The sequence below is a fragment of the Pseudomonas sp. Pse1 genome (genome assembly GCF_024519635.1).
GTDB lineage: Bacteria > Pseudomonadota > Gammaproteobacteria > Pseudomonadales > Pseudomonadaceae > Aquipseudomonas.
The window spans coordinates 1-22105 of record NZ_JALJRO010000013.1 but is presented as its reverse complement, the minus strand read 5'-3'; the positions used below and the strand labels follow the sequence as shown (position 1 = coordinate 22105).

Below are 22105 nucleotides of genomic sequence, written 5' to 3'. Positions count from 1 at the left end.
GAGCCAAATCCCTTTGGCCTGCTGGATTTTGTACGAATGCTATGACGAATCTGTGACAGGTCTATACGGCGGCGGGCGAACCGCCGGGATATGAACTACACCTTTCTGGACCTCGGCGACGGGTTTCAAATAGGGAGTTATCCAATGCTTGCCCACTGGTTTCTCGCGGCAATACACCTGCTGGCCTATGGATTGGCGTTATGGGCGGTGTTGTCCCGTGCTACGGCCCTGCGCCAGGTCACCGCGAATGGCGAGGGTGCCAGGCGTGTATTGCTGGCGGACAACCTTTGGGGGATATCAGCGATTATTCTGCTGGTGAGCGGTGGCTTCAGGGCGTTTGGCGGGTACGAGAAGGGCACGGACTATTACCTGCATCAGCCACTTTTCCACCTGAAAATGACCTTGTTCGTGGTCATCCTGGTACTGGAGATCGCGCCAATGGTCACGCTGGTCAAATGGCGGATTGCCTTGGCGCGCAAGACTGCACTGAATGTCAGGCGCACGGGTTTATACGCGCGTGTCTGTCATATTGAAGCGCTGTTTTTGGTCTTGATGGTCGTGGCCGCATCCGGCATGGCACGTGGCGTGACATTCGGTTGAAGGGCAGTAGGAGCAGCCGATTTCGACCCTGAAAATGAGAATCGCCTGACATCGTCGAGCGGGACATTCCGTTAGTATCGACATCTTGTTGCGGCGGCCCGCTGGGGACTCAAGAGCGCGGGGCAAGACTTCCAGAATCTTTAGCCAGCCTTGGCCATGCAGCAGCAGGCTGGCTACTGATCACTGTTCGAGGCTCAGCTTTGCGGCTTGTCCGGGGCAGTCAAGCCTGCCTGGATGCGCTGGTAGATTTCTTCTCGATGCACCGCAACGTCTTTCGGGGCATTGATGCCAATTCTGACCTGCTGGCCGCTAACGCCCAGTATGGTGATCGTAATGTCGTCACCGATGTTTATGCTTTCACCGACTTTGCGGGTGAGTATCAGCATGATCTTCTCCTTGATAGCTTTGTAAGGCACCTGACTCGTGTGCAGATGTCGGTCATACGTATAGATTAGTGCGAAGTGTCACGGTTTGGGTGCATCTTTGTGACGCGCAGACGCCGCATTAATTCCCGGGGTGCGACTATACAGAGGCTTCAAGCATCATTCTCGCTGTTTTATGCCCTGTTTGCCTGGGTTGAGAATCATTTTTGAGTGATAAGATCTCTTCCTTTGGTATTGCGAGGAAAAACTGTGCGCAGAATGATGTGGGTGATCGCGGTATTGGTCCTGGCCGGCTGCGGTGAGCGAGACCAGCAAGCGTCGAAAAAGCCTCAGGCTCCGGTGGTTTCTACTCAGAATGAAGCTGCTGCACCGCAATGGGATGTGTTGGTACAAGGTTCGACTCCGCAAGCTGTCAGCGATCTCGCCGGGTGGTTGATCGAGCATAGCTTTGTTTCGTACGTAGTCACGCGCGAGGGCAAACAACAGGTTCTGGTCGGCCCGTTCAACTCCCGGGCCGAGGCCGAGGCCAAACAGGCAGCTGTGTCCGCTGCGCTGGTCAAGGCGAAGAAACAGAACATCGAAACCCTGGTTATCGAGCACAGCAACGCAGAGTAATTTTTCGTGAGCGTTGCGGCGGCCTGGCATGGGTAGAGAGGGTGGACTGCAAACGTAAAAGGCCCGGTGCCATGCACCGGGCCTTTTTTCATCACTTAGCCGCACATCTTCATGTCGACGGGTCCGACAAACTCATTGGCGCGTCCCATGACGCACGCGACCTTCTGGTTGCGTTGCTGCTCCCAGGCTTGTACCGGGTAGGTTTTGTTCCAGGCTTCGTACAGTTGCCGGTCCTGCTTCGAAAGGCGCAAGCCGTATTGCTTGCTCATATAGAAGTATGTGCGGGCGATCATCCCCCGAATGGAGGGGCGGGGCATGACCTTCTTGGCCTTGAAATCTACCTGGGTCAGGCATGAACCATACTGGCCGCTTTGCTCTGGCAGCCAGCCAAAGCTGAAGTTGCTGCGATCTCCGTTGACCTCGCCAATACTCGGCACCAGGTTGTGCAGGTCCGCTTCCGCACGCTGGTAGGTAGGGTCGTTGCGGGTGCAGTTTTTTCGACCACCGTCCTGCCAGCATTGACGCTGGTGCCCGATTTGCCAGGCCGGAACGATGTGCTCCCACTCGATCCGTGCTGCCCGGTTGGCGTTTTTGCGCGGCACGTAACCACACGCCTTGAGGTCAACCCGATTTCCGGTGTACTTGCAGCCGCAATAAAACTCGGTGGACTGCGGTGCGTAGAGTTTCCAGGCAACTTTCTTGGCTTCGGTAAAGGTGCGGGGGGCCTGCGCATTGGCGCTGACCGCCACCAGGAGCATCAGCAAAGCAAAAAAACGAACAATCATTGACTCAGTCTTCCTTCGGCACGACCCAGAAAATCTGTACGCCACCGTCGTCGCGGTAGGCGAGGGTAACGTTGTCGTTTTCAGCTATTTCTTCCAGCAGGCGTTCCCAATCCTCCACGGGTTCGTCCGGGAGTCGGAAGATCAAGGCCGCCTTGGCTTTTTGCGCGTTCGGCGAATTGATGATTTTCTGAACGCGTAAGCCGAGCCTTTCATAGGCGCCTGGAGGGGTGCTGTTTGCTGCAGAAGTCGTGGCCACGGAGGAGTCCTTATTAAGCTGTACGTGCATACAGTATTTAACTGTAAGCATTTTCGCAACTGCTTAAAATTCAAGAGAATCCTGTGACCTTGATTTTTGGCTTTTAGTGCATGGGGGAGGAAGTTTTTTTGCGGGGCAGGAGGTTTGCTGCGATGGCACCAGCCGCCGGAAACGGCGGATGGTACGGGTAAGCGTCCGACCCGGGCGGGTCGGACGGCATCCATCAGTATTCCCAGAACATCCGCTGCAGTTCCTTGCTATCCGAGGTCTTGGTCAGGGCGACCATGGCCAGGATGCGAGCTTTTTGCGGGTTCAAGTCGTGGGCAACCACCCAGTCGTATTTGTCGTCAGGCTGTTCTGCGTTGCGCAGTACGAAACCACCGGCGTTGACGTGGGAAGAACGAATGATCTGCACGCCGTCTTTACGCAGGGCTTGCAAGGCAGGCACGACGCGCGAAGACACCGAACCATTGCCGGTGCCGGCGTGGATGATCGCTTTGGCGCCGGATTGTGCCAGGGCCTTGTAGGCGGTATCGCTGACGTTACCGTAGGAGTAGGCGATTTCGACGTCTGGCAGGCTCTTGATGGTCTTGATGTCGAACTCGGAATCCATGGTGTGACGCTTGGCAGGCAAGCGGAACCAGTAGGATTTGCCTTCAACGACCATGCCCATCGGGCCCCATGGGCTCTTGAATGCTTCGGTCTTGATGTTGACCATCTTGCTGACATCGCGACCCGACTGGATCTCGTCGTTCATGGTCACCAGTACGCCTTTGCCGCGTGCGTCCTTGCTGCCGGCTACCGCCACGGCGTTGTACAGGTTGAGCATGCCGTCAGCCGACATGGCAGTGCCCGGACGCATCGAGCCGACGACCACGATTGGCTTGTCGGTCTTTTCCACCAGATTGAGGAAGTAAGCGGTTTCTTCCAGGGTATCGGTACCGTGGGTGATGACGATGCCATCGACATCCTTGCTGTCGGCTAGCTCGGCCACGCGGCGGCCCAGTTGCAGCAGGTTTTCGTTGGTGATGCTCTCTGAGGCGATTTGCATGACCTGCTCGCCGCGGACGTTGGCCACCTGGCTCAACTCCGGTACGCCGGCGATCAGTTGTTCGATACCGACCTTAGCGGCTTGATAGGTTGCGCTGTTGGCGGCGCTGGCGCCCGCGCCAGCAATGGTACCGCCGGTGGCCAGGATGACCACATTCGCCAGCTTTTGCTCGGCGGCGACTTCTTTTGCCTGCAGTGCAGTCGGGAGCAACAGCAGAAGGGCCAAGGCGCCCGGAACAAGGGTATTGAACGCAGATTTCATTATTTTCTCTCTAGTGGTGATGACGGTGCTGATGCAGGTTCATCTAGATCCCCCTGGCGATCTGAATGCCGGGGGTAGCGGGTTAGAGCAGGATCTGTACCAGAGGTAACTAAATATTTTTGTTATTATAAGTTATTGAAAAATAACGATAAAAATTATGATGGTGACGTCGCTGTAACCAAGTGCGTCCGGAAATCCGATCATCTCGCCTGAATACGTTCGGTTGTCCGAAATTTCCTACATTGATTTGAGGCTCTTCCTACGCGACGGCTGGGTTCTCTTTCGCTCAAGAAGCGCTCCCCGCAGCCGATATTTTTTCAAGGATCATATTTTCAAGGACTTCACAGATGAGTTTGACGGTTGGCTTCAACTCCGGCGGAGCGATCAGTTTTAACGATAGACCTTTGTCCGTTGCGCAGGCGTCAGGAACTGCGGCGGACGCGGTTTCGGCGGATGATGAAGAGGGCGCTGGCACAACCGTTTCCGGCGCTCAACTGCAGCCCAAGGCAAGTGCAGCCAGCGAATCGTCCAGCGGTGACATCACCGTCGAGACCCTGGTCAAGCGCATGAAAGAGTTGCAGAAGTTGCTGGAAAAACAACAGCAGCAACTGGCTGCTGCCCAGGCTGCTACCTATCCGAACCCTGAAACCAAAGCCAGTGTGGTAGCGGCTCTCCAGGCGCAAATTGCCACCACCAACTCGGCGCTACTGCAAGTGGCGGCGGCGTTGATGAAAGCGGTGGGCAATGCTTCGTCGGGTGCAGTGGTCAACACCACGGCTTGATTGGTAGAGGACCGAGCGCCGATCGGCCAGGAATGCGAAACGGGACACACACCAGGCGTTGACAAATCGGCGGGCAGTTTCCATAGTTCGGGTTACGCAAACGTTTGCGCGCTCATTCTGATGACTTGATTTCGACGGTGAGGCACCTTCGGTTACGTCTGTCATTGTTCAAGCCTGCGCCAGGCGTTGCTCACAATAATCATAAGAACGGAGTGAACCCATGAAGCTGCCATTTGCTGGACGTCTTCTTGCTGTCGCCATCCTGGCTGCCGCCGCAACCTCCTTGCCCCTTTCTTCGGCATTCGCCGACACCCCGGAAAAACCCAAGGTCGCCCTGGTCATGAAATCCCTGGCCAACGAGTTCTTCCTGACCATGGAAGATGGCGCCAAGGCTTACCAGAAAGAACATCCGGCTGACTTCGAGCTGATATCCAACGGCATCAAGGACGAAACCGATACCGCCAACCAAATTCGCATCGTCGAACAGATGATCGTCTCCAAGGTCAACGCGCTGGTGATTGCCCCCGCCGACTCGAAAGCCATGGTGCCGGTGATCAAGAAGGCCGTAGATGCCGGCATCACCGTGATCAACATCGATAACCAACTCGACCCGGATGTGCTCAAGAGCAAGAACATCAGCGTGCCGTTTGTAGGTCCTGACAACCGCAAGGGCGCGCGCCTGGTCGGTGAATACCTGGCCAAGCAACTCAAGGCCGGCGATGAAGTGGGCATCATTGAAGGGGTTTCCACCACCACCAATGCCCAGGCCCGTACCGCAGGCTTCAAGGATGCAATGGAGGCTGCGCAGATCAAGGTGGTGTCCTTGCAATCCGGCGACTGGGAAATCAACAAGGGCAACCAGGTAGCCGCCTCGATGCTCAGCGAATACCCGAACATCAAGGCCCTGCTGGCAGGTAACGACAGCATGGCCGTCGGCGCCGTTTCGGCGGTGCGTGCAGCGGGCAAGGCTGGCAAGGTCCAGGTGGTGGGCTACGACAATATCAATGCCATCAAGCCAATGCTCAAGGACGGTCGTGTCCTGGCCACCGCCGACCAGTTCGCCGCGAAGCAGGCCGTGTTCGGCATCGAGACCGCGCTGAAAATGCTCAAGGGCGAAAAGGTCGACAGCGGCGTCAATGGTGTAATCGAAACACCGGTCGAGCTGGTCACCCAGTAACCCTGTCGGCGACGCAATGGCGCTCGTCCGTACGGGCGAGCGCACGGAGATTCTCTTATGTCAGAGCCTGCCTCGAACCCGGTGCTTTCGGTCAGCGGTGTCGGCAAAACCTATGCGCAACCGGTATTGACCGGCATTGACCTGACGCTGATGCGCGGTGAAGTGCTGGCGTTGACCGGTGAAAACGGCGCGGGCAAAAGTACCCTGTCGAAGATCATCGGCGGCTTGGTCACGCCCACCACCGGCCATATGCAATTTCAGGGGCAGGCTTACTGCCCCGGCAGTCGAACCCAGGCTGAAGCGCTGGGGATTCGCATGGTTATGCAGGAACTCAATTTGCTGCCGACCCTGTCAGTCGCGGAGAACCTGTTCCTCGATAACCTGCCGAGCAAGGGTGGCTGGATCAGCCGCAAGCAGCTGCGCAAGGCGGCAATCGAAGCCATGGCGCAAGTCGGCCTCGATGCCATCGATCCGGACACGCTGGTAAGCGAGCTGGGGATCGGCCATCAGCAAATGGTGGAAATCGCCCGCAACCTGATCGGCGATTGCCATGTGCTGATTCTCGATGAGCCCACGGCAATGCTGACGGCGCGTGAAGTGGAGATGCTGTTTGACCAGATCACCCGCCTGCAGGCCCGCGGCGTATCGATTGTTTACATCTCCCATCGTCTCGAAGAACTGGCGCGAGTGGCCCAGCGCATTGCGGTACTGCGCGACGGTCATCTGGTCTGCGTCGAACCCATGGCCAACTACAACAGTGAACAATTGGTCAACCTGATGGTGGGCCGCGAGCTGGGCGAACACATCGACCTGGGGCCTCGGCAGATCGGTGCGACGGCATTGACAGTGAGCGGGCTGACGCGCTCGGACAAGGTCTGCGACGTTTCCTTTGCCGTGCGCAGTGGTGAGATTTTCGGTATTTCCGGCTTGATCGGCGCAGGACGCACGGAACTGCTGCGTCTGATTTTCGGCGCCGACGCCGCCGACTCCGGCACGGTTGCCCTGGGTTCGCCGGCCCGGGTGGTGAGTATCCGTTCGCCGGCCGATGCCGTGGGGCAGGGCATTGCGTTGATTACCGAAGACCGCAAAGGCGAAGGCCTGCTGCTAACCCAGTCGATCAGTACCAACATCGCCCTGGGCAACATGGCGGAGATTTCCAGTGCCGGCATCGTCAACTCGGGTGACGAGATCGCGCTGGCACAACGGCAAATTGATGCCATGCGTATTCGCAGCTCCAGTCCGACCCAGCTGGTGTCCGAGCTGTCGGGTGGCAACCAGCAGAAAGTGGTGATCGGCCGCTGGCTGGAGCGCGACTGTTCGGTGCTGATGTTCGATGAACCGACCCGAGGAATCGACGTCGGCGCCAAGTTCGATATTTACGCCTTGCTCGGCGAATTGACTCGGCAAGGCAAGGCGCTGGTGGTGGTGTCCAGTGATCTGCGGGAACTGATGTTGATCTGTGACCGGATCGGCGTGTTATCGGCCGGGCGCCTGGTCGAGACGTTCGAGCGTGATAACTGGAGCCAGGATGAATTGCTTGCCGCCGCTTTTGCCGGCTACCAAAAACGTGATGCGTTGCTCGATGCAGCAGCGCCTGGGGAGCTTCGATGAAAACTGCTGTGTCTGCTGGCAAACGTAGTGGCAACTTTTATGGCCTGGGCAGTTACCTGGGCCTGGCGGGGGCCTTGCTGGCAATGATTGCGCTGTTCTCGGTACTGAGCAGCCATTTTCTTTCCTACGAGACGTTCAGCACGCTGGCCAACCAGATCCCCGACTTGATGGTGTTGGCGGTGGGCATGACCTTTGTGTTGATTATCGGCGGCATCGATCTGTCGGTCGGCTCGGTGCTCGCGCTCGCGGCGTCGACGGTCAGCGTGGCGATCCTGGGGTGGGGCTGGAGCGTGCTGCCGGCCGCATTGCTGGGTATGGCGGCCGCGGCGTTGGCCGGGACCATTACCGGCTCGATCACGGTGGCCTGGCGCATTCCGTCATTCATCGTGTCGCTGGGGGTGCTGGAAATGGCCCGAGGCGTGGCGTACCAGATGACCGGCTCGCGTACGGCCTACATCGGCGATGCCTTCGCCTGGTTGTCCAACCCGATTGCCTTTGGCATTTCGCCGTCGTTCATCATTGCGCTGCTGATCATTTTTATCGCTCAGGCGGTGCTGACTCGTACTGTGTTCGGTCGCTACCTGATCGGCATTGGTACCAACGAAGAGGCGGTACGTCTGGCAGGTATCAATCCAAAACCCTACAAGGTCCTGGTGTTCAGTCTGATGGGGCTGCTGGCCGGCGTTGCCGCGCTGTTCCAGATCTCGCGCCTGGAGGCGGCCGACCCCAACGCGGGTTCCGGCCTGGAGCTGCAAGTGATCGCGGCGGTGGTCATCGGCGGAACCAGCCTGATGGGAGGGCGTGGCTCGGTGATCAGTACCTTCTTCGGCGTGCTGATCATTTCCGTGCTGGCGGCCGGGTTGGCGCAAATCGGCGCCACCGAGCCGACCAAGCGCATCATCACCGGCGCGGTGATCGTGATCGCTGTGGTCCTCGATACCTATCGCAGTCAACGCGCGCGTCGTCGGAGCTGAATCATGGCGACGATCAAGGATGTGGCGGCACTCGCGGGTATTTCCTACACCACGGTGTCGCATGTACTGAACAAAACTCGACCGGTAAGTGACGAGGTGCGGATCAAAGTCGAGGCGGCGATTCAGCGCCTGGACTACGTGCCCAGTGCGGTGGCGCGTTCACTGAAAGCCAAGACCACCGCGACCATCGGCCTGCTGGTGCCCAACAGTCTCAACCCGTACTTTGCCGAACTGGCGCGCGGTATCGAGGATTACTGCGAGCGGAACGGCTATTGCGTGATCCTCTGCAACTCCGACGATAACCCGGACAAGCAACGCAGTTACCTGCGGGTTCTCCTGGAGAAACGCATCGACGGCCTGATCGTCGCCTCGGCAGGTGGCGACAGCGGTCTGGCCCAGGGCTTGGCCGGTGTGCGCACGCCCATGGTCATCGTCGACCGTGGCCTGGAAGGGCTGGATGCCGACCTGGTACGGATCGACCACGAGTATGGCGCTTACCTGGCCACCCGGCACCTGCTGGAACTCGGCCATCGGGATATCGCCTGTATCGGCGGACCGGCGCACACCAGCGTGGCGCAGATGCGCCTGGCCGGTTTCTGCCGGGCGTTGAAGGAGGCTGCGGTCAAAGTGCCGAGCGCCCGCATGCTCGAAAGCGACTTTACCAGTCCCGGTGGTTACCAGGCGGCTGCCACTTTGCTCGAGAAGAATCCGCCGAGCGCGATCTTCGCCGGCAACGACATGATGGGCATCGGCGTGTTGCGGGCGGCTGCCGAGCGCAATATCCGAGTGCCGAGCGAGCTGTCGGTGATCGGCTTCGACGATATTCAGATGAGCCGCTATGTCTACCCGGCACTGACTACCGTCGGCCAGTCGATCCTGCAACTGGGGGAAATGGCCGCGCAAGCGTTGTTGCGCCGCATCGCCAGCCCGCAATTGGCGACCGGGCAACGGATCGTCACGCCCGACATTGTGTTGCGTGAGTCGACCGCGCCGTTGTCCGGCGTCTTTGATCAGTACCGCTGAAACGACTTGATGAGTAACGATGTATGTCAGCAAAAGTAGCAGTAGTAGGCAGTTTGAATATGGATTTGGTGACCCGGGCGCCGCGTCTGCCGGTGGGCGGGGAAACCCTGATTGGCCATTCCTTTGCCACGGTCTCAGGCGGCAAGGGTGCCAACCAGGCAGTTGCCGCGGCCCGTCTCGGGGCGCAGGTATCGATGCTCGGCTGTGTCGGCAGCGACGCCTATGGCGCCGAGTTGCGTGACGCGCTGCTGGTCGAGGGCATTGATTGCCAGGCGGTCAGCCGTGTCGAGGGTGCGAGTGGTGTGGCGTTGATTGTGGTCGATGACCAAAGCCAGAACGCAATCGTGATTGTTGCCGGTGCCAACGGTGCGCTGACACCGACCCTGATCGATCAGTTCGATCCGGTGCTGCAGGCGGCACAGGTGGTCATCTGTCAGTTGGAAGTGCCTGACGCCACGGTGGGACATGTCCTGCAGCGCGCGCGGGAGTTGGGCAAGACCGTCATACTCAATCCGGCCCCGGCCAGTCGACCGCTGCCAGCCCACTGGTACGCTTGCATCGATTACCTGATCCCCAATGAAAGCGAAGCCTCGGCGTTGAGCGGTTTACCCGTGGACTCCCGGGAGACTGCCGAAACGGCCGCGAGCCGCTTGATTGCAATGGGCACGGGCAAGGTGATCATCACCCTTGGTGCTCAGGGGGCACTGTTTGCCGATGGCCACGGCTTCACACATTTCCCGGCGCCCAAGGTCAAGGCGGTCGACACCACGGCGGCTGGCGACACCTTTGTCGGTGGCTTCGCTGCGGCGCTGGCGGCGGGCAAAAGCGAGGCTGAGGCGATTGGTTTCGGCCAGATCGCGGCGGCGTTGTCGGTGACCCGTGCCGGCGCCCAACCTTCGATTCCGACGCTGTCCGACGTCCAGGCCTTCAAACCCTCATGAAAAAGACTCCACTGCTTAACATTGCCTTGTCGCGTCTAATCGCCTCGCTCGGTCATGGCGATGTGCTGGTAATCGGTGACGCCGGTTTACCCGTGCCGCCTGGCGTCGAGTTGATCGACCTGGCCCTGACTCAGGGCATTCCCGACTTCATCAGCACCCTGAACGTGGTGCTCAGCGAGATGCAGGTGGAAAGCCATGTGCTCGCCGACGAAATCCTGCAAGCCCGTCCCGCACCGTTACAGGCGCTCGAACAGCTGTCAGTCCAGGGGGCGATCGGCCAGCGGCGGTTACTCAGCCATGAGGCATTCAAGCAACTCAGCCGGCAGGCACGAGCGATTGTTCGTACGGGCGAGTGTCAGCCGTACTGCAACATCGCCCTGATCGCCGGAGTGACCTTCTAACTCGGATTCGCTTCACTCATGCACAAGGAACGCGCCATGCAACGCTATGCTCAACGACTGTGCCTTTCACTCCGGAGCCTGCTGCTTTTGACTCTGCTAACCGCTACCGGCGCCCACGCGGCGCAAAAAATCGAACTGATCATCGACACGGACCCGGGGGCGGACGACGTCGTGGCGTTGCTGTTCGCCCTGGCATCGCCAGAGGAGTTGAACATTCGCGCCCTGACCGCGGTGGCGGGCAATGTGCGCCTGGACAAGACGTCGCGAAATGCGCGTCTGGCCCGGGAGTGGGCAGGGCGCGAGGAGGTGCCGGTCTATGCTGGCGCGCCTAAACCGCTCATGCGCACGCCCATCTATGCCGAGGATATCCATGGCATGGAAGGTCTGTCCGGCGTGTCGGTGCATGAGCCCAAGGCCGGGCTGGCAGCGGGCAACGCCGTCAACTACCTGATCGACACCTTGCGTGCCGCCGAGCCCCACAGCATCACCATTGCCATGCTCGGACCGCAGACCAACCTGGCGCTGGCGTTGATCCAGGCGCCGGACATCACCCAGGGCATCAAGGAAGTGGTGATCATGGGCGGGGCGCACTTCAATGGCGGCAACATCACCCCGGTCGCCGAGTTCAACCTGTTCGCCGACCCGCAGGCCGCCGAAGTGGTGCTCAAGAGCGGGGTCAAGCTCACCTACCTGCCGCTGGACGTGACCCACAAGATCCTCACCAGCGAGGCGCGCCTCAAGCAGATCGCGGCCTTGAACAACCGCGCCAGCAAACTGGTGGGGGGCATTCTTAACGAGTACGTCAAAGGCGACATGGAGCACTACGGCTTACCTGGTGGACCGGTGCATGACGCCACGGTCATCGCCTATCTGCTCAAGCCTGAGCTGTTCAGTGGTCGTGAGGTCAATGTGGTGATCGACAGTCGTGAAGGGCCAACCTTCGGCCAGACCATCGTCGATTGGTACGATGGCCTCAAGGCGCCGAAAAATGCGTTCTGGGTCGAGAGTGGCGATGCGCAGGGCTTTTTCGATCTGCTGACCGAGCGCCTCGCCCGCCTGAAGTAAGTTGCACCTCAGGCCCGTTCGGACGCTGGGGCCAGCTTCTGCCCTAGTGGGTATTTTTCGAGAATTTGCGCAATAAAGGTATGGGCTGCTTCGGCGCCAAGGGCCTTGACGAGCAGGTCGATGCTGAGGAGCGCAAGTTCTTCCGGGCTGCCAGGGCTGTAGGAACTATGGCCCTGTGGCCAATTAACTTTGATGGCGGCTTCGATGCTTACGCTGTTCATGGTGATGCTCGTGAAGTAGGAAAGGTCTGAGTGTCGAGTTAACCATTTTGTGCCGCGTTTGGCACTCCGACTTAGGCAGCAACGCAGGGCTATGCGACACTTGGTCTTTGATCAACGTTCAGGAACCTGGTTGTGCAGATCGATTTGAACACGCCTGACGGCCTGACTCTCGAGGCCGTTCGCCAATTGCTGGCTTCTGCCAGCGATGATGAACACACCCAGCTGCGGGTGACCAAGGGCGGTATTGCCTACATTTCGTCAGGGGTGGTGGGCGGTACCGACATTGACCACCTACTATTTCGCCTGGAAACCTGGGCAAAAGGATCCGGCTATGTCGGACGAGTCGCTGCCAGTGATGAAGTCTGGGTCATGCAGATCTTCAACGCGCTAAAAGAAAACTGGCCCAATCCTCCCTACGATTACATTGATGTTTACTGAGTGCTGTTCATATTCAGTCACGATTGTGCGCTGAACAGGGCCGGGAGGCTCAGGCAAACTTGCGCGTTCGACGTCCGGGAGGGCAAGGTGATGGCCGCTACCCTGAACCAAACGTCTCGACGATGGTCGGTTGTTGCACGAATTCAGCTTAATTATTGAAAGGAGGCGTCATGCCTTGGAAGCTCGCGTCATTGGGTACTGTGCTGGCGGTTGCCATGTTGGCCGGTTGCACCGCCACGTCTGAATCGGCCAAGGGCCCTGTCGCAGCCGAGGCTGGCAGCGGTCGCTGTGACGCAACGGCGGCCGAGTTCACCCTGGGCAAGAAGGCTTCGCCGCAATTGCTCGAAGAGGCCCGCACCCGCTCCGGCTCGCAAAGCGCAAGGATCCTGCGGCCGAACGACATGATCACCCTGGAATACCGCTCCGATCGCCTGAACCTGAATACCGACGCCAACCTGGTGATCAACCGGGTCAACTGCGGCTGATCGCAGCAGGTTTTGTATCGCCCATAAAAAACCCCGTCACTTGGACGGGGTTTTTTTAGTGCGCCGAGAAATTACTCTGGGCGAACCTGTGCAGCTTGCATACCCTTTTGGCCTTTCTCAGCCACGAAGGAAACGGTTTGGCCTTCTTTCAGGCTTTTGAAACCGTCGCTTTCGATAGCTTTGAAGTGTACGAACAGGTCGTCACCGCCACCTTGAGGAGTGATGAAGCCGAAGCCTTTTTCATCGTTGAACCATTTAACGGTGCCGGTTTGGCGATTAGACATGGTGTATCTCCAAGAAACATATATTTTCAGTAGTACTGTGCTGCTCAGGCCAACTGGGCACACCCGGGTATCATAGTCGAAATGTTCGACTTGGCACCCCCCCGACAGCACTGTTTGCCAGACAGTTGCGCATTCTTTCCGCTTTGAAACGGCTGGAGGCCCCGGTTTACAAGGGTTTCAGTCGAAAACAAAAGCCATAAAAAAAGCTGAAAAAGCTGTCTGAAATGTAGTTTTTGGCAGTTTTTTCGCCGGTTTCGGTAGGTTGGGGCGGAAAAACTGCCTGGAAAAATCGTTATCGCTGGGCCTTGCAGGAGGCAATCGCCGCTTGGGCTTTCTGAACCAGTTCAGGCGACGGAGCTTGCTCTTTGCTCATGAGTTGCTTGATTTCGTCGGTGGAAAACTTTTTATCCAGTTCGTTTGCGCCGCACGCGCAATGCTTGTCGGCATTAGCTTTGCCAATGGTTTTTTCGGCGGCGCCGCTGCAATCCTTCATGAAGTCAGCGCGCATCCCGGCAGGCCATGCCGCATGAGCACTCAACGGCAACAACATGGCCAATGGCGCGGCCAAGGCGAAAAGTCTCGTAAGACGCATGAGAAAACTCCTGAGGGTCAGTTAAGTGTCGCGATTCTCAGGGCATTTGATGCGCTTCGTACACCTCAAGTTCAGTTTTGCCCGGTATTTGCCCTGAATTCCCTTACCGCGCAACGTGTGCGCAGCGGTGACCGTTCATCTGTGCTAGGATTCCCCGCTTGGATATTTTCAGGCCCTGGATGATCTGTTCTCCGGCGCGGTCAATGTCCGAATAACCCTGATTTGATCTCCAGTCACTCTGGTTCGGTTCCCGGTTGGCCGCAAGGCTCCTGCCGCTGTAAGGCAGGCGTTCATCATTGAATGGCCTGGACTGAGTCGCGTACTGGCTGCTCATCCCAACCCACGTGACCTTTGGTAGGGGTCACCACTAGGAGAGGAGGCGCCATGCCCACTATTACTCTTCCCGACGGCAGTCAACGTTCGTTCGATCATCCGGTATCCGTAGCCGAAGTCGCCGCCTCCATTGGCGCCGGCCTGGCCAAGGCCACCGTGGCCGGCAAGGTCAACGGCAAGCTGGTCGATGCCTGCGATGTCATCGATAGCGACGCTACGCTGCAAATCATTACGCCCAAAGACGAAGAGGGGCTGGAAATCATTCGCCACTCTTGCGCGCACCTGATTGGCCACGCGGTCAAACAGCTGTACCCAACGGCGAAAATGGTGATCGGTCCGGTCATTGAAGAAGGCTTCTATTACGACATCGCCTACGAGCGTCCTTTCACTCCGGACGACCTGGCCGCCATCGAACAGCGCATGCACCTGCTGATCGAAAAAGATTACGACGTCATCAAGAAAGTCACTCCGCGTGCTGAAGTGATCGATGTGTTCTCCCAGCGCGGCGAAGATTACAAGCTGCGCCTGGTCGAGGACATGCCGAGCGAACAGGCCATGGGCCTGTATTACCACGAAGAATATGTCGACATGTGCCGCGGTCCGCACGTGCCGAATACCCGTTTCCTGAAGTCCTTCAAGCTGACCAAGCTCTCCGGCGCCTACTGGCGCGGTGATGCCAAGAATGAGCAGCTGCAGCGCGTCTACGGCACCGCCTGGGCCGACAAGAAGCAACTGGCGGCTTACATCCAGCGTATCGAAGAAGCTGAAAAGCGCGACCATCGCAAGATCGGCAAGCGTCTTGGCCTGTTCCATACCCAGGAAGAAGCCCCGGGCATGGTGTTCTGGCACCCGAACGGCTGGACCCTGTACCAGGTACTCGAGCAGTACATGCGCAAGGTACAGCGTGAAAACGGCTACCTGGAGATCAAGACGCCGCAAGTGGTTGACCGTAGCCTGTGGGAGAAATCCGGGCACTGGGCCAACTACGCCGACAACATGTTCACCACTGAGTCGGAAAGCCGCGACTACGCCATCAAGCCGATGAACTGCCCGTGCCACGTGCAGGTGTTCAACCAGGGCTTGAAGAGCTACCGCGAACTGCCGATGCGTCTGGCCGAGTTTGGTGCCTGCCACCGTAACGAGCCGTCGGGTGCCCTGCACGGCATTATGCGCGTCCGTGCCTTTACCCAGGACGATGCCCACATCTTCTGCACCGAAGAGCAGATGCAGGCCGAATCCGCTGCGTTTATCAAGCTGACCATGGATGTCTACGCCGACTTTGGCTTTAAAGACATCGAGATGAAGCTGTCCACTCGTCCGGAAAAACGCGTTGGTTCCGACGAATTGTGGGATCGCGCCGAATCGGCACTGGCCGCAGCGCTAGACAGTGCGGGCCTTGCGTACGATCTGCAGCCGGGCGAGGGTGCTTTCTACGGTCCGAAGATCGAGTTCTCGCTAAAAGATTGCCTTGGTCGTGTCTGGCAATGTGGTACCTTGCAGCTCGATTTTAACCTGCCAATCCGTCTGGGAGCCGAATACGTCTCCGAAGACAACAGTCGCAAGCACCCGGTCATGCTGCACCGGGCGATCCTCGGATCCTTCGAGCGTTTCGTCGGCATCCTGATCGAGCACTACGAGGGCGCGTTCCCCGCATGGCTGGCTCCGACCCAGGCAGTGATCATGAATATCACTGATAAACAGGCAGATTTTGCGGCTGAGGTTGAAAAAACTCTCAACCAAAGCGGTTTTCGTGCCAAGTCTGACTTGAGAAATGAAAAGATCGGCTTTAAAATCCGCGAGCATACTTTGCTCAAGGTTCCTTATCTCTTGGTTATCGGAGATCGGGAAGTCGAGATGCAGACTGTCGCTGTGCGTACTCGTGAAGGTGCTGACCTGGGCTCGATGCCCGTCGCCCAGTTCGCTGAGTTTCTCGCGCAAGCGGTTTCCCGGCGTGGTCGCCCAGATTCGGAGTAATTATTATTAAGCGTGAAATGAGACAAGATAAACGAGCTGCACCGAAAGCCCCGATCAACGAGAATATCTCGGCACGCGAGGTTCGGTTAATTGGGGCTGAAGGTGAGCAGCTTGGGATTGTGTCAATTGAAGACGCGCTTCTTAAGGCTGAAGAAGCCAAGCTCGATTTGGTGGAAATTTCCGCCGATGCAGTACCTCCTGTTTGCAAGCTGATGGACTACGGCAAATCGATCTTCGAAAAGAAGAAGCAGGTTGCCGCGGCCAAGAAAAATCAGAAGCAGATCCAGGTTAAAGAAATCAAGTTTCGTCCAGGGACGGAGGAAGGGGATTACCAGGTAAAACTGCGCAACCTGGTACGTTTCCTGAGTGACGGGGACAGGGCCAAGGTATCCTTGCGATTCCGCGGCCGTGAGATGGCCCACCAGGAGCTGGGGATGGAACTCCTCAAGCGGGTTGAAGCTGACCTGCTCGAGTACGGTTCGGTCGAACAGCATCCTAAGATGGAAGGACGCCAGCTGATCATGGTCATCGCCCCGAAAAAGAAGAAGTAATCAACAGGGCACGGCAGGCCTTCTGATTATGTTTATCAACTGAATGCGGAGTATCCGAACATGCCAAAAATGAAGACCAAAAGTGGTGCTGCTAAGCGGTTTCTGAAAACTGCTAACGGTATCAAGCACAAGCACGCTTTCAAGAGCCACATCCTGACCAAAATGTCGACCAAGCGTAAGCGTCAACTGCGCGGTAGCAGCTTGCTGCACGCGTCTGACGTGGCAAAAGTCGAGCGCATGCTGCGCCTTCGTTAATTTTAGTCAAGAATAGAGGAAGTAACTCATGGCTCGTGTAAAGCGTGGCGTCATTGCCCGTAAGCGTCACAAAAAAATTCTGAAACTTGCTAAAGGCTACTACGGCGCTCGCTCGCGCGTATTCCGTGTTGCCAAGCAAGCGGTAATCAAGGCAGGCCAATACGCCTACCGTGACCGTCGTCAGAAAAAACGTCAGTTCCGCGCTCTGTGGATCGCTCGTATCAACGCTGGTGCTCGTATCAACGGTCTGTCCTACAGCCGTTTCATCGCCGGCCTGAAAAAAGCGTCCATCGAGATCGACCGTAAGGTTCTGGCTGATCTGGCAGTGAACGAAAAAGCGGCGTTTGCTGCGATTGTCGAGAAAGCTAAAGCCATCCTGGCTTAAGTACCCCCGACAGTCACCAGGCCTCACCTCTGTGGGGTCCGGTGTTAAACGTCATAAATAGGGGAAGAGCCTTCAAGCTCTTCCCCTATTTTGTATCTGGAGTCTGTACATGGAAAACCTGGATGCGCTGGTCTCTCAAGCACTAGAGGCTGTGCAAAGCGCTGAAGATATCAATGCCCTGGAGCAAATCCGGGTTCACTACCTTGGTAAAAAAGGTGAATTGACTCAGGTGATGAAGACCCTGGGGAATTTGCCGGCAGAGGAGCGTCCGCAGGTCGGCGCCCTGATCAACGTTGCCAAGGAGCGTGTCACAGAGGTTCTCAATGCGCGCAAGGCGCTGTTTGAAGCGGCCGACCTGGCAGCCAAACTGTCCGCCGAGTCCATTGACGTGACCCTGCCTGGCCGTGGCCAGACCTCCGGTGGTCTGCATCCGGTTACCCGGACTCTGGAACGTATCGAACAATTCTTCACCCATATCGGCTACGGCATCGCCGAAGGCCCTGAGGTCGAAGACGATTACCACAACTTCGAGGCGCTCAACATCCCAGGCCATCACCCGGCCCGGTCGATGCACGACACCTTCTATTTCAATGCGAACATGCTGTTGCGCACCCATACCTCACCGGTACAGGTCCGCACCATGGAATCGCAGCAGCCGCCGATCCGCATCGTCTGCCCAGGCCGTGTGTACCGTAGCGACTCCGATATCACTCACTCCCCGATGTTCCACCAGGTCGAAGGCCTGCTGGTCGACCGCGATATCAATTTCGCCGACCTGAAGGGCACCATCGAGGAGTTCCTGCGGGTGTTCTTTGAAAAAGAACTGGCCGTACGCTTCCGTCCTTCTTATTTCCCGTTCACCGAGCCATCCGCTGAAGTCGATATGGAATGCGTGATGTGCAGCGGTAAAGGCTGCCGTGTCTGCAAGCAGACCGGTTGGCTGGAAGTCATGGGCTGCGGCATGGTTCACCCGAACGTGCTGCGCATGTCCGGCATCGACCCGGAAGAGTTTTCCGGCTTTGCCTTCGGCATGGGCGTTGAGCGTCTGGCCATGCTGCGTTACGGCGTGAACGACTTGCGTCTGTTCTTCGACAACGACTTGCGGTTCCTCGCGCAATTTCGCTAGTCGTAACGAATTCTTAGGAGAGCAGGATGAAATTCAGTGAACAATGGCTGCGTGGCTGGGTAAGCCCGCAGGTAAGTCGCGATGAGCTGGTTGCTCGTCTGTCGATGGCCGGTCTTGAGGTCGATAGCGTTACCCCGGCCGCCGGTGTTTTCAAGGGCGTGGTAGTGGGCGAGGTGCTGAGCACCGAGCAGCACCCGGACGCTGACAAGTTGCGTGTTTGCCAGGTCAGCAATGGCGCGGAAACGTTCCAAGTGGTCTGCGGCGCGCCGAACGTACGCCCGGGCCTGAAAATCCCGTTCGCCATGATCGGTGCCGAACTGCCTGGCGACTTCAAGATCAAGAAGGCCAAGCTGCGTGGCGTCGAGTCCAACGGCATGCTGTGCTCGCAATCCGAGCTGCAGGTGGGTGAGGGCAATGACGGTCTGATGGAGCTGCCGGCCGATGCGCCGGTGGGTGAGGATTTCCGCGTTTACCTGGACCTGGAAGATGCCAGCATCGAGGTTGATCTGACCCCGAACCGTGGCGACTGCCTGTCCCTGGCCGGCCTGGCACGTGAAGTTGGCGCGCTGTATGCCGCGCCTGTCAGCCGTCCGTTGGTAGCTAGCGTGCCGGCCGCCCACGACGAAGTGCGTCCGGTCGAAGTGCTGGCGCCGGCTGCGTGCCCGCGTTATCTGGGCCGGGTGGTTCGCAACGTCGACCTGTCCCGTCCTACGCCGCTGTGGATGGTCGAGCGCTTGCGTCGTGCCGACGTGCGCAGCATCGATGCTGCCGTCGATATCACCAACTACGTGATGTTGGAGCTGGGGCAGCCGTTGCACGCCTTCGATCTTGCCGAAATCAACGGTGGGATTCGCGTGCGCATGGCCGAAGAAGGCGAGAAGCTGGTACTGCTCGACGGTCAGGAGGTCAGCCTGCGTGCCGATACCCTGGTCATCGCCGACCACACCCGTGCCCTGGCAATCGCCGGCATCATGGGCGGCGAGCACAGCGGCGTCAGCGCAACTACGCGCGACGTGTTCCTCGAAAGCGCATTTTTCGACCAGATCGCAGTCGCCGGCAAAGCCCGTTCCTATGGCCTGCATACCGACGCTTCGCACCGCTACGAGCGTGGCGTGGACTGGCAACTGGCCCGTGAAGCCATGGAGCGTGCCACTGGCCTGCTGCTGGAGATCACCGGTGGCGACGCTGGCCCGATCATCGAGACCGTCAGCGAGCAGCACCTGCCATCGATCGCCCCGATCACCCTGCGCGCCCAACGCATCACCCAGATGCTGGGCATGGAAATGGACCCGGCCGAAGTCGAGCGTCTGCTCAGTGCTCTGGGCCTGACCATCTCTGCCGATGGAGAAGGGCAGTGGCGCGTAGAAGTGCCAAGCCATCGCTTCGATATCAGCCTGGAAGTCGATCTGATCGAAGAACTGGCGCGCCTGTATGGCTACAACCGCCTGCCGGTTCGCTACCCGCAAGCTCGCCTGGCACCACAGGCCAAGGCTGAAGCTCGTAGCGAATTGCCTGAATTGCGTCGCCTGCTGGTAGCGCGTGGTTACCAGGAAGCGATCACCTACAGCTTCATCGATCCAAAACAGTCCGAACTGTTCAATCCGGGCGTTGAACCGCTGTTGCTGGCCAACCCAATCTCCAACGACATGGCGGCCATGCGTTCGTCCCTGTGGCCGGGCCTGGTCAAGTCGTTGCAGCACAACTTGAACCGTCAGCAGGATCGCGTCCGTCTGTTCGAGAGCGGCTTGCGTTTTGTCGGTCAACTGGACGGCCTTAAGCAAGAGCCAATGCTGGCTGGCGTGGTGTGCGGCAGCCGTCTGCCGGAAGGCTGGGCGCAGGGTCGTGATGTGGTGGATTTCTTCGACATCAAGGCTGATGTGGAGGCGGTGCTGGGCTTTGCTGGTGCACTGGATTCGTTCACGTTCGTGCCAGGCAAACACCCGGCGCTGCACCCGGGGCAAACTGCGCGCATCGAGCGTGAAGGTCGCGAAGTCGGTTACGTCGGCGCGATTCACCCTGAGCTGTCGAAAACTCTCGGTCTCGACCGTCCGGTGTTCGTCTTCGAGCTGGTATTGAGCGAAGTGGCCTTGGGCAAAATGCCGAAATTCCACGAGTTATCGCGCTTTCCTGAAGTTCGTCGTGACCTCGCACTGCTGGCCGATGCCGGCGTTGCCGCCAGTGCCGTCATGGAAGTAATCCGTGAAAATGCAGGCGAATGGCTGACAGAGCTCAGGCTCTTTGACGTTTATCAGGGTAAAGGCATTGATCCTCATAGAAAAAGCCTTGCCGTTGGCTTGACCTGGCAGCATCCATCGCGCACTCTTAATGACGATGAGGTGAATACCACGACGCAAAACATCCTCACCTCGCTCGAACAAAGGTTGAACGCCACGTTAAGGAAGTGACGTATGGGGGCTCTGACGAAAGCTGAGATGGCGGAACGTCTGTATGAAGAGCTGGGCCTGAACAAACGGGAGGCCAAGGAATTGGTCGAACTGTTTTTTGAAGAAATCAGGCACGCGCTCGAAGACAACGAACAAGTCAAATTGTCCGGTTTCGGCAATTTCGACCTTCGGGACAAACGCCAGCGGCCTGGCCGCAATCCGAAAACGGGGGAAGAAATCCCGATCACGGCTCGCCGTGTGGTCACCTTTCGTCCAGGGCAGAAGTTGAAGGCCCGAGTTGAGGCTTATGCTGGAACCAAGTCATAACGACGAGCTTCCCGTCATCCCAGGCAAACGCTACTTCACCATTGGTGAAGTCAGCGAGCTGTGTGCGGTAAAGCCGCACGTACTGCGCTATTGGGAGCAGGAGTTTCCTCAACTCAACCCCGTCAAACGCCGCGGAAACCGCCGGTATTATCAGCGACAAGACGTGCTGATGATCCGGCAGATCCGCGCGTTGCTTTATGATCAGGGGTTCACCATAGGCGGCGCACGCTTGCGATTGTCCGGTGACGAGGCCAAAGACGACACCACCCAGTACAAGCAAATGATCCGCCAGATGATCTCCGAGCTCGAAGATGTACTGGTGGTCCTCAAGAAATAAAAACTTGCTTTAAATACTTCCAGTTTTCAAAAGCTTGCGATATATTCTTGAGCGTTCTTCGAGAACAGCAACAGGTAACACGCCTAGTCGGGGCGTAGCGCAGTCCGGTAGCGCACTAGCATGGGGTGCTAGGGGTCGAGTGTTCGAATCACTCCGTCCCGACCATATAATTCAAGGGGTTGCGAGATTTTATCTCGCGACCCCTTTTTATTTTTAGGTGTTTTTACCCCTACAAAAGCTCTGGCTCTTGGTGGAATCTTCAGCTGATACAAAGGTCATGGCGCGAGGAGAGTGCCTCGCTGTGTCCTGGTCGCTCGAGCAGAAGGGGACGACCGTTAAAGAGCCTTTTCCGGCGCCGGTTGGTCGTTGGGTTGGGCGATGATTGTTTTGAGTTCTGCGCTCATGGGGAATTTGAGATTCAAGCCTTTGGGAGGGATGGGCTGAGTAAACCATTTATCGTAGATGGCGTTGATTTCGCCCGAGACGAA

The 22105-nt window shown here is 58.0% G+C and carries 27 protein-coding genes, 1 tRNA gene and 1 pseudogene; 21 read left to right on the top strand and 8 right to left on the bottom strand.

Annotation, left to right across the window (positions count from 1 at the left end):
* Nucleotides 1–144: 144 nt before the first annotated feature.
* Nucleotides 145–600, top strand: coding sequence for a DUF2214 family protein (locus NR126_RS18995; protein WP_027620590.1), 456 nt, complete (start codon nucleotides 145–147; stop codon nucleotides 598–600).
* Nucleotides 601–794: 194 nt separating this feature from the next.
* Here NR126_RS18995 and csrA read toward each other — a convergent pair whose 3' ends face one another.
* Complete coding sequence (gene csrA / locus NR126_RS18990; protein ID WP_008028241.1) at nucleotides 795–986, bottom strand: carbon storage regulator CsrA; 192 nt, start codon at nucleotides 984–986, stop codon at nucleotides 795–797.
* 246 nt (nucleotides 987–1232) lie between these two features.
* Between csrA and NR126_RS18985 the strand changes: the two genes are divergently transcribed.
* Nucleotides 1233–1598, top strand: coding sequence for a penicillin-binding protein activator LpoB (locus tag NR126_RS18985; protein WP_105754711.1), 366 nt, complete (start codon nucleotides 1233–1235; stop codon nucleotides 1596–1598).
* A 95-nt stretch (nucleotides 1599–1693) separates the two neighbouring features.
* Here the strand turns inward: NR126_RS18985 and NR126_RS18980 are convergent, their stop codons facing one another.
* The 3 genes from NR126_RS18980 to NR126_RS18970 form a co-directional block, all read right to left on the bottom strand.
* A complete protein-coding gene (locus NR126_RS18980; protein WP_027620588.1) occupies nucleotides 1694–2383 on the bottom strand; it encodes an endonuclease in 690 nt (229 codons plus the stop codon).
* Nucleotides 2384–2387: 4 nt separating this feature from the next.
* Nucleotides 2388–2669 (bottom strand): DUF1654 domain-containing protein, encoded by a 282-nt coding sequence (locus NR126_RS18975; protein WP_306218920.1) that lies wholly within the window; start codon nucleotides 2667–2669, stop codon nucleotides 2388–2390.
* 193 nt (nucleotides 2670–2862) lie between these two features.
* Nucleotides 2863–3951, bottom strand: coding sequence for an asparaginase (locus NR126_RS18970; protein ID WP_027620586.1), 1089 nt, complete (start codon nucleotides 3949–3951; stop codon nucleotides 2863–2865).
* 347 nt (nucleotides 3952–4298) lie between these two features.
* On the opposite strand from NR126_RS18970, the gene NR126_RS18965 reads away from it, so the two are divergent.
* The 8 genes from NR126_RS18965 (at nucleotide 4299) to NR126_RS18930 (ending at nucleotide 11925) form a co-directional block, all read left to right on the top strand.
* Complete coding sequence (locus NR126_RS18965) at nucleotides 4299–4733, top strand: hypothetical protein (protein WP_027620585.1); 435 nt, start codon at nucleotides 4299–4301, stop codon at nucleotides 4731–4733.
* Nucleotides 4734–4953: 220 nt separating this feature from the next.
* A complete protein-coding gene (locus NR126_RS18960) occupies nucleotides 4954–5910 on the top strand; it encodes a sugar ABC transporter substrate-binding protein (protein ID WP_027620584.1) in 957 nt (318 codons plus the stop codon).
* A 57-nt stretch (nucleotides 5911–5967) separates the two neighbouring features.
* On the top strand, nucleotides 5968–7521 hold the full coding sequence (locus NR126_RS18955) for a sugar ABC transporter ATP-binding protein (protein WP_027620583.1): 1554 nt from the start codon (nucleotides 5968–5970) through the stop codon (nucleotides 7519–7521).
* Nucleotides 7518–8495 carry an ABC transporter permease gene (locus tag NR126_RS18950; protein WP_027620582.1) on the top strand — a complete coding sequence of 326 codons (978 nt, stop codon included), beginning with the start codon at nucleotides 7518–7520 and terminating at the stop codon, nucleotides 8493–8495. The genes NR126_RS18955 and NR126_RS18950 overlap by 4 nt, the downstream gene beginning before the upstream one ends.
* A gap of 3 nt (nucleotides 8496–8498) precedes the next feature.
* Nucleotides 8499–9518, top strand: a complete 1020-nt coding sequence (locus tag NR126_RS18945; RefSeq protein ID WP_027620581.1) for a LacI family DNA-binding transcriptional regulator — start codon at nucleotides 8499–8501, stop codon at nucleotides 9516–9518.
* A 23-nt stretch (nucleotides 9519–9541) separates the two neighbouring features.
* Complete coding sequence (gene rbsK, locus NR126_RS18940) at nucleotides 9542–10459, top strand: ribokinase (protein ID WP_027620580.1); 918 nt, start codon at nucleotides 9542–9544, stop codon at nucleotides 10457–10459.
* The gene (gene rbsD, locus NR126_RS18935) at nucleotides 10456–10860 is read left to right on the top strand and encodes a D-ribose pyranase (RefSeq protein WP_027620579.1); all 405 of its coding nucleotides are present in this window, start codon (nucleotides 10456–10458) and stop codon (nucleotides 10858–10860) included. Before rbsK ends, rbsD begins: the two co-directional genes overlap by 4 nt.
* A gap of 36 nt (nucleotides 10861–10896) precedes the next feature.
* Nucleotides 10897–11925: a nucleoside hydrolase gene (locus NR126_RS18930; protein ID WP_027620578.1), complete on the top strand. Its 1029-nt coding sequence runs from the start codon at nucleotides 10897–10899 to the stop codon at nucleotides 11923–11925.
* A gap of 8 nt (nucleotides 11926–11933) precedes the next feature.
* Here the strand turns inward: NR126_RS18930 and NR126_RS18925 are convergent, their stop codons facing one another.
* Nucleotides 11934–12146, bottom strand: a complete 213-nt coding sequence (locus tag NR126_RS18925; RefSeq protein WP_256830838.1) for a hypothetical protein — start codon at nucleotides 12144–12146, stop codon at nucleotides 11934–11936.
* Between the two features lie 132 nt (nucleotides 12147–12278).
* Here NR126_RS18925 and NR126_RS18920 point away from each other — a divergent pair, with 132 nt between their 5' ends.
* Both NR126_RS18920 and NR126_RS18915 read left to right on the top strand, forming a co-directional pair.
* Entirely contained in the window at nucleotides 12279–12584 is a 306-nt protein-coding gene (locus NR126_RS18920) for a hypothetical protein (protein WP_027620576.1), read from the top strand.
* Nucleotides 12585–12754: 170 nt separating this feature from the next.
* Nucleotides 12755–13069, top strand: a complete 315-nt coding sequence (locus NR126_RS18915) for an I78 family peptidase inhibitor (RefSeq protein ID WP_027620575.1) — start codon at nucleotides 12755–12757, stop codon at nucleotides 13067–13069.
* A gap of 71 nt (nucleotides 13070–13140) precedes the next feature.
* Here the strand turns inward: NR126_RS18915 and NR126_RS18910 are convergent, their stop codons facing one another.
* Entirely contained in the window at nucleotides 13141–13353 is a 213-nt protein-coding gene (locus tag NR126_RS18910; RefSeq protein WP_003179963.1) for a cold-shock protein, read from the bottom strand.
* Between the two features lie 292 nt (nucleotides 13354–13645).
* Complete coding sequence (locus tag NR126_RS18905) at nucleotides 13646–13945, bottom strand: hypothetical protein (protein WP_027620574.1); 300 nt, start codon at nucleotides 13943–13945, stop codon at nucleotides 13646–13648.
* Between the two features lie 384 nt (nucleotides 13946–14329).
* On the opposite strand from NR126_RS18905, the gene thrS reads away from it, so the two are divergent.
* The 9 genes from thrS to NR126_RS18860 all read left to right on the top strand — a co-directional run bounded on the left by thrS (nucleotide 14330) and on the right by NR126_RS18860 (nucleotide 21782).
* Entirely contained in the window at nucleotides 14330–16252 is a 1923-nt protein-coding gene (gene thrS, locus NR126_RS18900; protein WP_027620573.1) for a threonine--tRNA ligase, read from the top strand.
* Nucleotides 16252–16803, top strand: coding sequence for a translation initiation factor IF-3 (gene infC / locus NR126_RS18895; RefSeq protein WP_170947229.1), 552 nt, complete (start codon nucleotides 16252–16254; stop codon nucleotides 16801–16803). Before thrS ends, infC begins: the two co-directional genes overlap by 1 nt.
* Before the next feature lie 60 nt (nucleotides 16804–16863).
* The gene (gene rpmI, locus NR126_RS18890; protein WP_027620572.1) at nucleotides 16864–17058 is read left to right on the top strand and encodes a 50S ribosomal protein L35; all 195 of its coding nucleotides are present in this window, start codon (nucleotides 16864–16866) and stop codon (nucleotides 17056–17058) included.
* Between the two features lie 28 nt (nucleotides 17059–17086).
* Nucleotides 17087–17443, top strand: coding sequence for a 50S ribosomal protein L20 (rplT, locus tag NR126_RS18885; RefSeq protein WP_027620571.1), 357 nt, complete (start codon nucleotides 17087–17089; stop codon nucleotides 17441–17443).
* 109 nt (nucleotides 17444–17552) lie between these two features.
* Nucleotides 17553–18569 carry a phenylalanine--tRNA ligase subunit alpha gene (gene pheS, locus NR126_RS18880; protein ID WP_027620570.1) on the top strand — a complete coding sequence of 339 codons (1017 nt, stop codon included), beginning with the start codon at nucleotides 17553–17555 and terminating at the stop codon, nucleotides 18567–18569.
* 26 nt (nucleotides 18570–18595) lie between these two features.
* Nucleotides 18596–20974, top strand: coding sequence for a phenylalanine--tRNA ligase subunit beta (gene pheT, locus NR126_RS18875; protein ID WP_027620569.1), 2379 nt, complete (start codon nucleotides 18596–18598; stop codon nucleotides 20972–20974).
* Nucleotides 20975–20977: 3 nt separating this feature from the next.
* Nucleotides 20978–21280, top strand: a complete 303-nt coding sequence (ihfA, locus tag NR126_RS18870) for an integration host factor subunit alpha (protein WP_002553164.1) — start codon at nucleotides 20978–20980, stop codon at nucleotides 21278–21280.
* Complete coding sequence (locus NR126_RS18865; RefSeq protein WP_027620568.1) at nucleotides 21261–21617, top strand: MerR family transcriptional regulator; 357 nt, start codon at nucleotides 21261–21263, stop codon at nucleotides 21615–21617. Before ihfA ends, NR126_RS18865 begins: the two co-directional genes overlap by 20 nt.
* An 88-nt stretch (nucleotides 21618–21705) precedes the next feature.
* Nucleotides 21706–21782 (top strand) — tRNA-Pro (locus tag NR126_RS18860).
* 170 nt (nucleotides 21783–21952) lie between these two features.
* Here the strand turns inward: NR126_RS18860 and NR126_RS18855 are convergent.
* A pseudogene (locus NR126_RS18855) lies at nucleotides 21953–22105 on the bottom strand (amino acid ABC transporter substrate-binding protein); the annotation flags it as partial.

Excerpts from the sequence above, each read along its gene's own strand:
- NR126_RS18995 (WP_027620590.1), top strand. The coding sequence starts at position 145 with ATGCTTGCCCACTGGTTTCTCGCGGCAATACACCTGCTGGCCTATGGA.
- csrA (WP_008028241.1), bottom strand. The coding sequence starts at position 986 with ATGCTGATACTCACCCGCAAAGTCGGTGAAAGCATAAACATCGGTGAC.
- NR126_RS18980 (WP_027620588.1), bottom strand. The coding sequence starts at position 2,383 with ATGATTGTTCGTTTTTTTGCTTTGCTGATGCTCCTGGTGGCGGTCAGC.
- NR126_RS18975 (WP_306218920.1), bottom strand. The coding sequence starts at position 2,669 with ATGCACGTACAGCTTAATAAGGACTCCTCCGTGGCCACGACTTCTGCA.
- NR126_RS18970 (WP_027620586.1), bottom strand. The coding sequence starts at position 3,951 with ATGAAATCTGCGTTCAATACCCTTGTTCCGGGCGCCTTGGCCCTTCTG.
- NR126_RS18965 (WP_027620585.1), top strand. The coding sequence starts at position 4,299 with ATGAGTTTGACGGTTGGCTTCAACTCCGGCGGAGCGATCAGTTTTAAC.
- NR126_RS18960 (WP_027620584.1), top strand. The coding sequence starts at position 4,954 with ATGAAGCTGCCATTTGCTGGACGTCTTCTTGCTGTCGCCATCCTGGCT.
- NR126_RS18955 (WP_027620583.1), top strand. The coding sequence starts at position 5,968 with ATGTCAGAGCCTGCCTCGAACCCGGTGCTTTCGGTCAGCGGTGTCGGC.
- NR126_RS18950 (WP_027620582.1), top strand. The coding sequence starts at position 7,518 with ATGAAAACTGCTGTGTCTGCTGGCAAACGTAGTGGCAACTTTTATGGC.
- NR126_RS18945 (WP_027620581.1), top strand. The coding sequence starts at position 8,499 with ATGGCGACGATCAAGGATGTGGCGGCACTCGCGGGTATTTCCTACACC.
- rbsK (WP_027620580.1), top strand. The coding sequence starts at position 9,542 with ATGTCAGCAAAAGTAGCAGTAGTAGGCAGTTTGAATATGGATTTGGTG.
- rbsD (WP_027620579.1), top strand. The coding sequence starts at position 10,456 with ATGAAAAAGACTCCACTGCTTAACATTGCCTTGTCGCGTCTAATCGCC.
- NR126_RS18930 (WP_027620578.1), top strand. The coding sequence starts at position 10,897 with ATGCAACGCTATGCTCAACGACTGTGCCTTTCACTCCGGAGCCTGCTG.
- NR126_RS18925 (WP_256830838.1), bottom strand. The coding sequence starts at position 12,146 with ATGAACAGCGTAAGCATCGAAGCCGCCATCAAAGTTAATTGGCCACAG.
- NR126_RS18915 (WP_027620575.1), top strand. The coding sequence starts at position 12,755 with ATGCCTTGGAAGCTCGCGTCATTGGGTACTGTGCTGGCGGTTGCCATG.
- NR126_RS18910 (WP_003179963.1), bottom strand. The coding sequence starts at position 13,353 with ATGTCTAATCGCCAAACCGGCACCGTTAAATGGTTCAACGATGAAAAA.
- NR126_RS18905 (WP_027620574.1), bottom strand. The coding sequence starts at position 13,945 with ATGCGTCTTACGAGACTTTTCGCCTTGGCCGCGCCATTGGCCATGTTG.
- thrS (WP_027620573.1), top strand. The coding sequence starts at position 14,330 with ATGCCCACTATTACTCTTCCCGACGGCAGTCAACGTTCGTTCGATCAT.
- rpmI (WP_027620572.1), top strand. The coding sequence starts at position 16,864 with ATGCCAAAAATGAAGACCAAAAGTGGTGCTGCTAAGCGGTTTCTGAAA.
- rplT (WP_027620571.1), top strand. The coding sequence starts at position 17,087 with ATGGCTCGTGTAAAGCGTGGCGTCATTGCCCGTAAGCGTCACAAAAAA.
- pheS (WP_027620570.1), top strand. The coding sequence starts at position 17,553 with ATGGAAAACCTGGATGCGCTGGTCTCTCAAGCACTAGAGGCTGTGCAA.
- pheT (WP_027620569.1), top strand. The coding sequence starts at position 18,596 with ATGAAATTCAGTGAACAATGGCTGCGTGGCTGGGTAAGCCCGCAGGTA.
- ihfA (WP_002553164.1), top strand. The coding sequence starts at position 20,978 with ATGGGGGCTCTGACGAAAGCTGAGATGGCGGAACGTCTGTATGAAGAG.
- NR126_RS18865 (WP_027620568.1), top strand. The coding sequence starts at position 21,261 with ATGCTGGAACCAAGTCATAACGACGAGCTTCCCGTCATCCCAGGCAAA.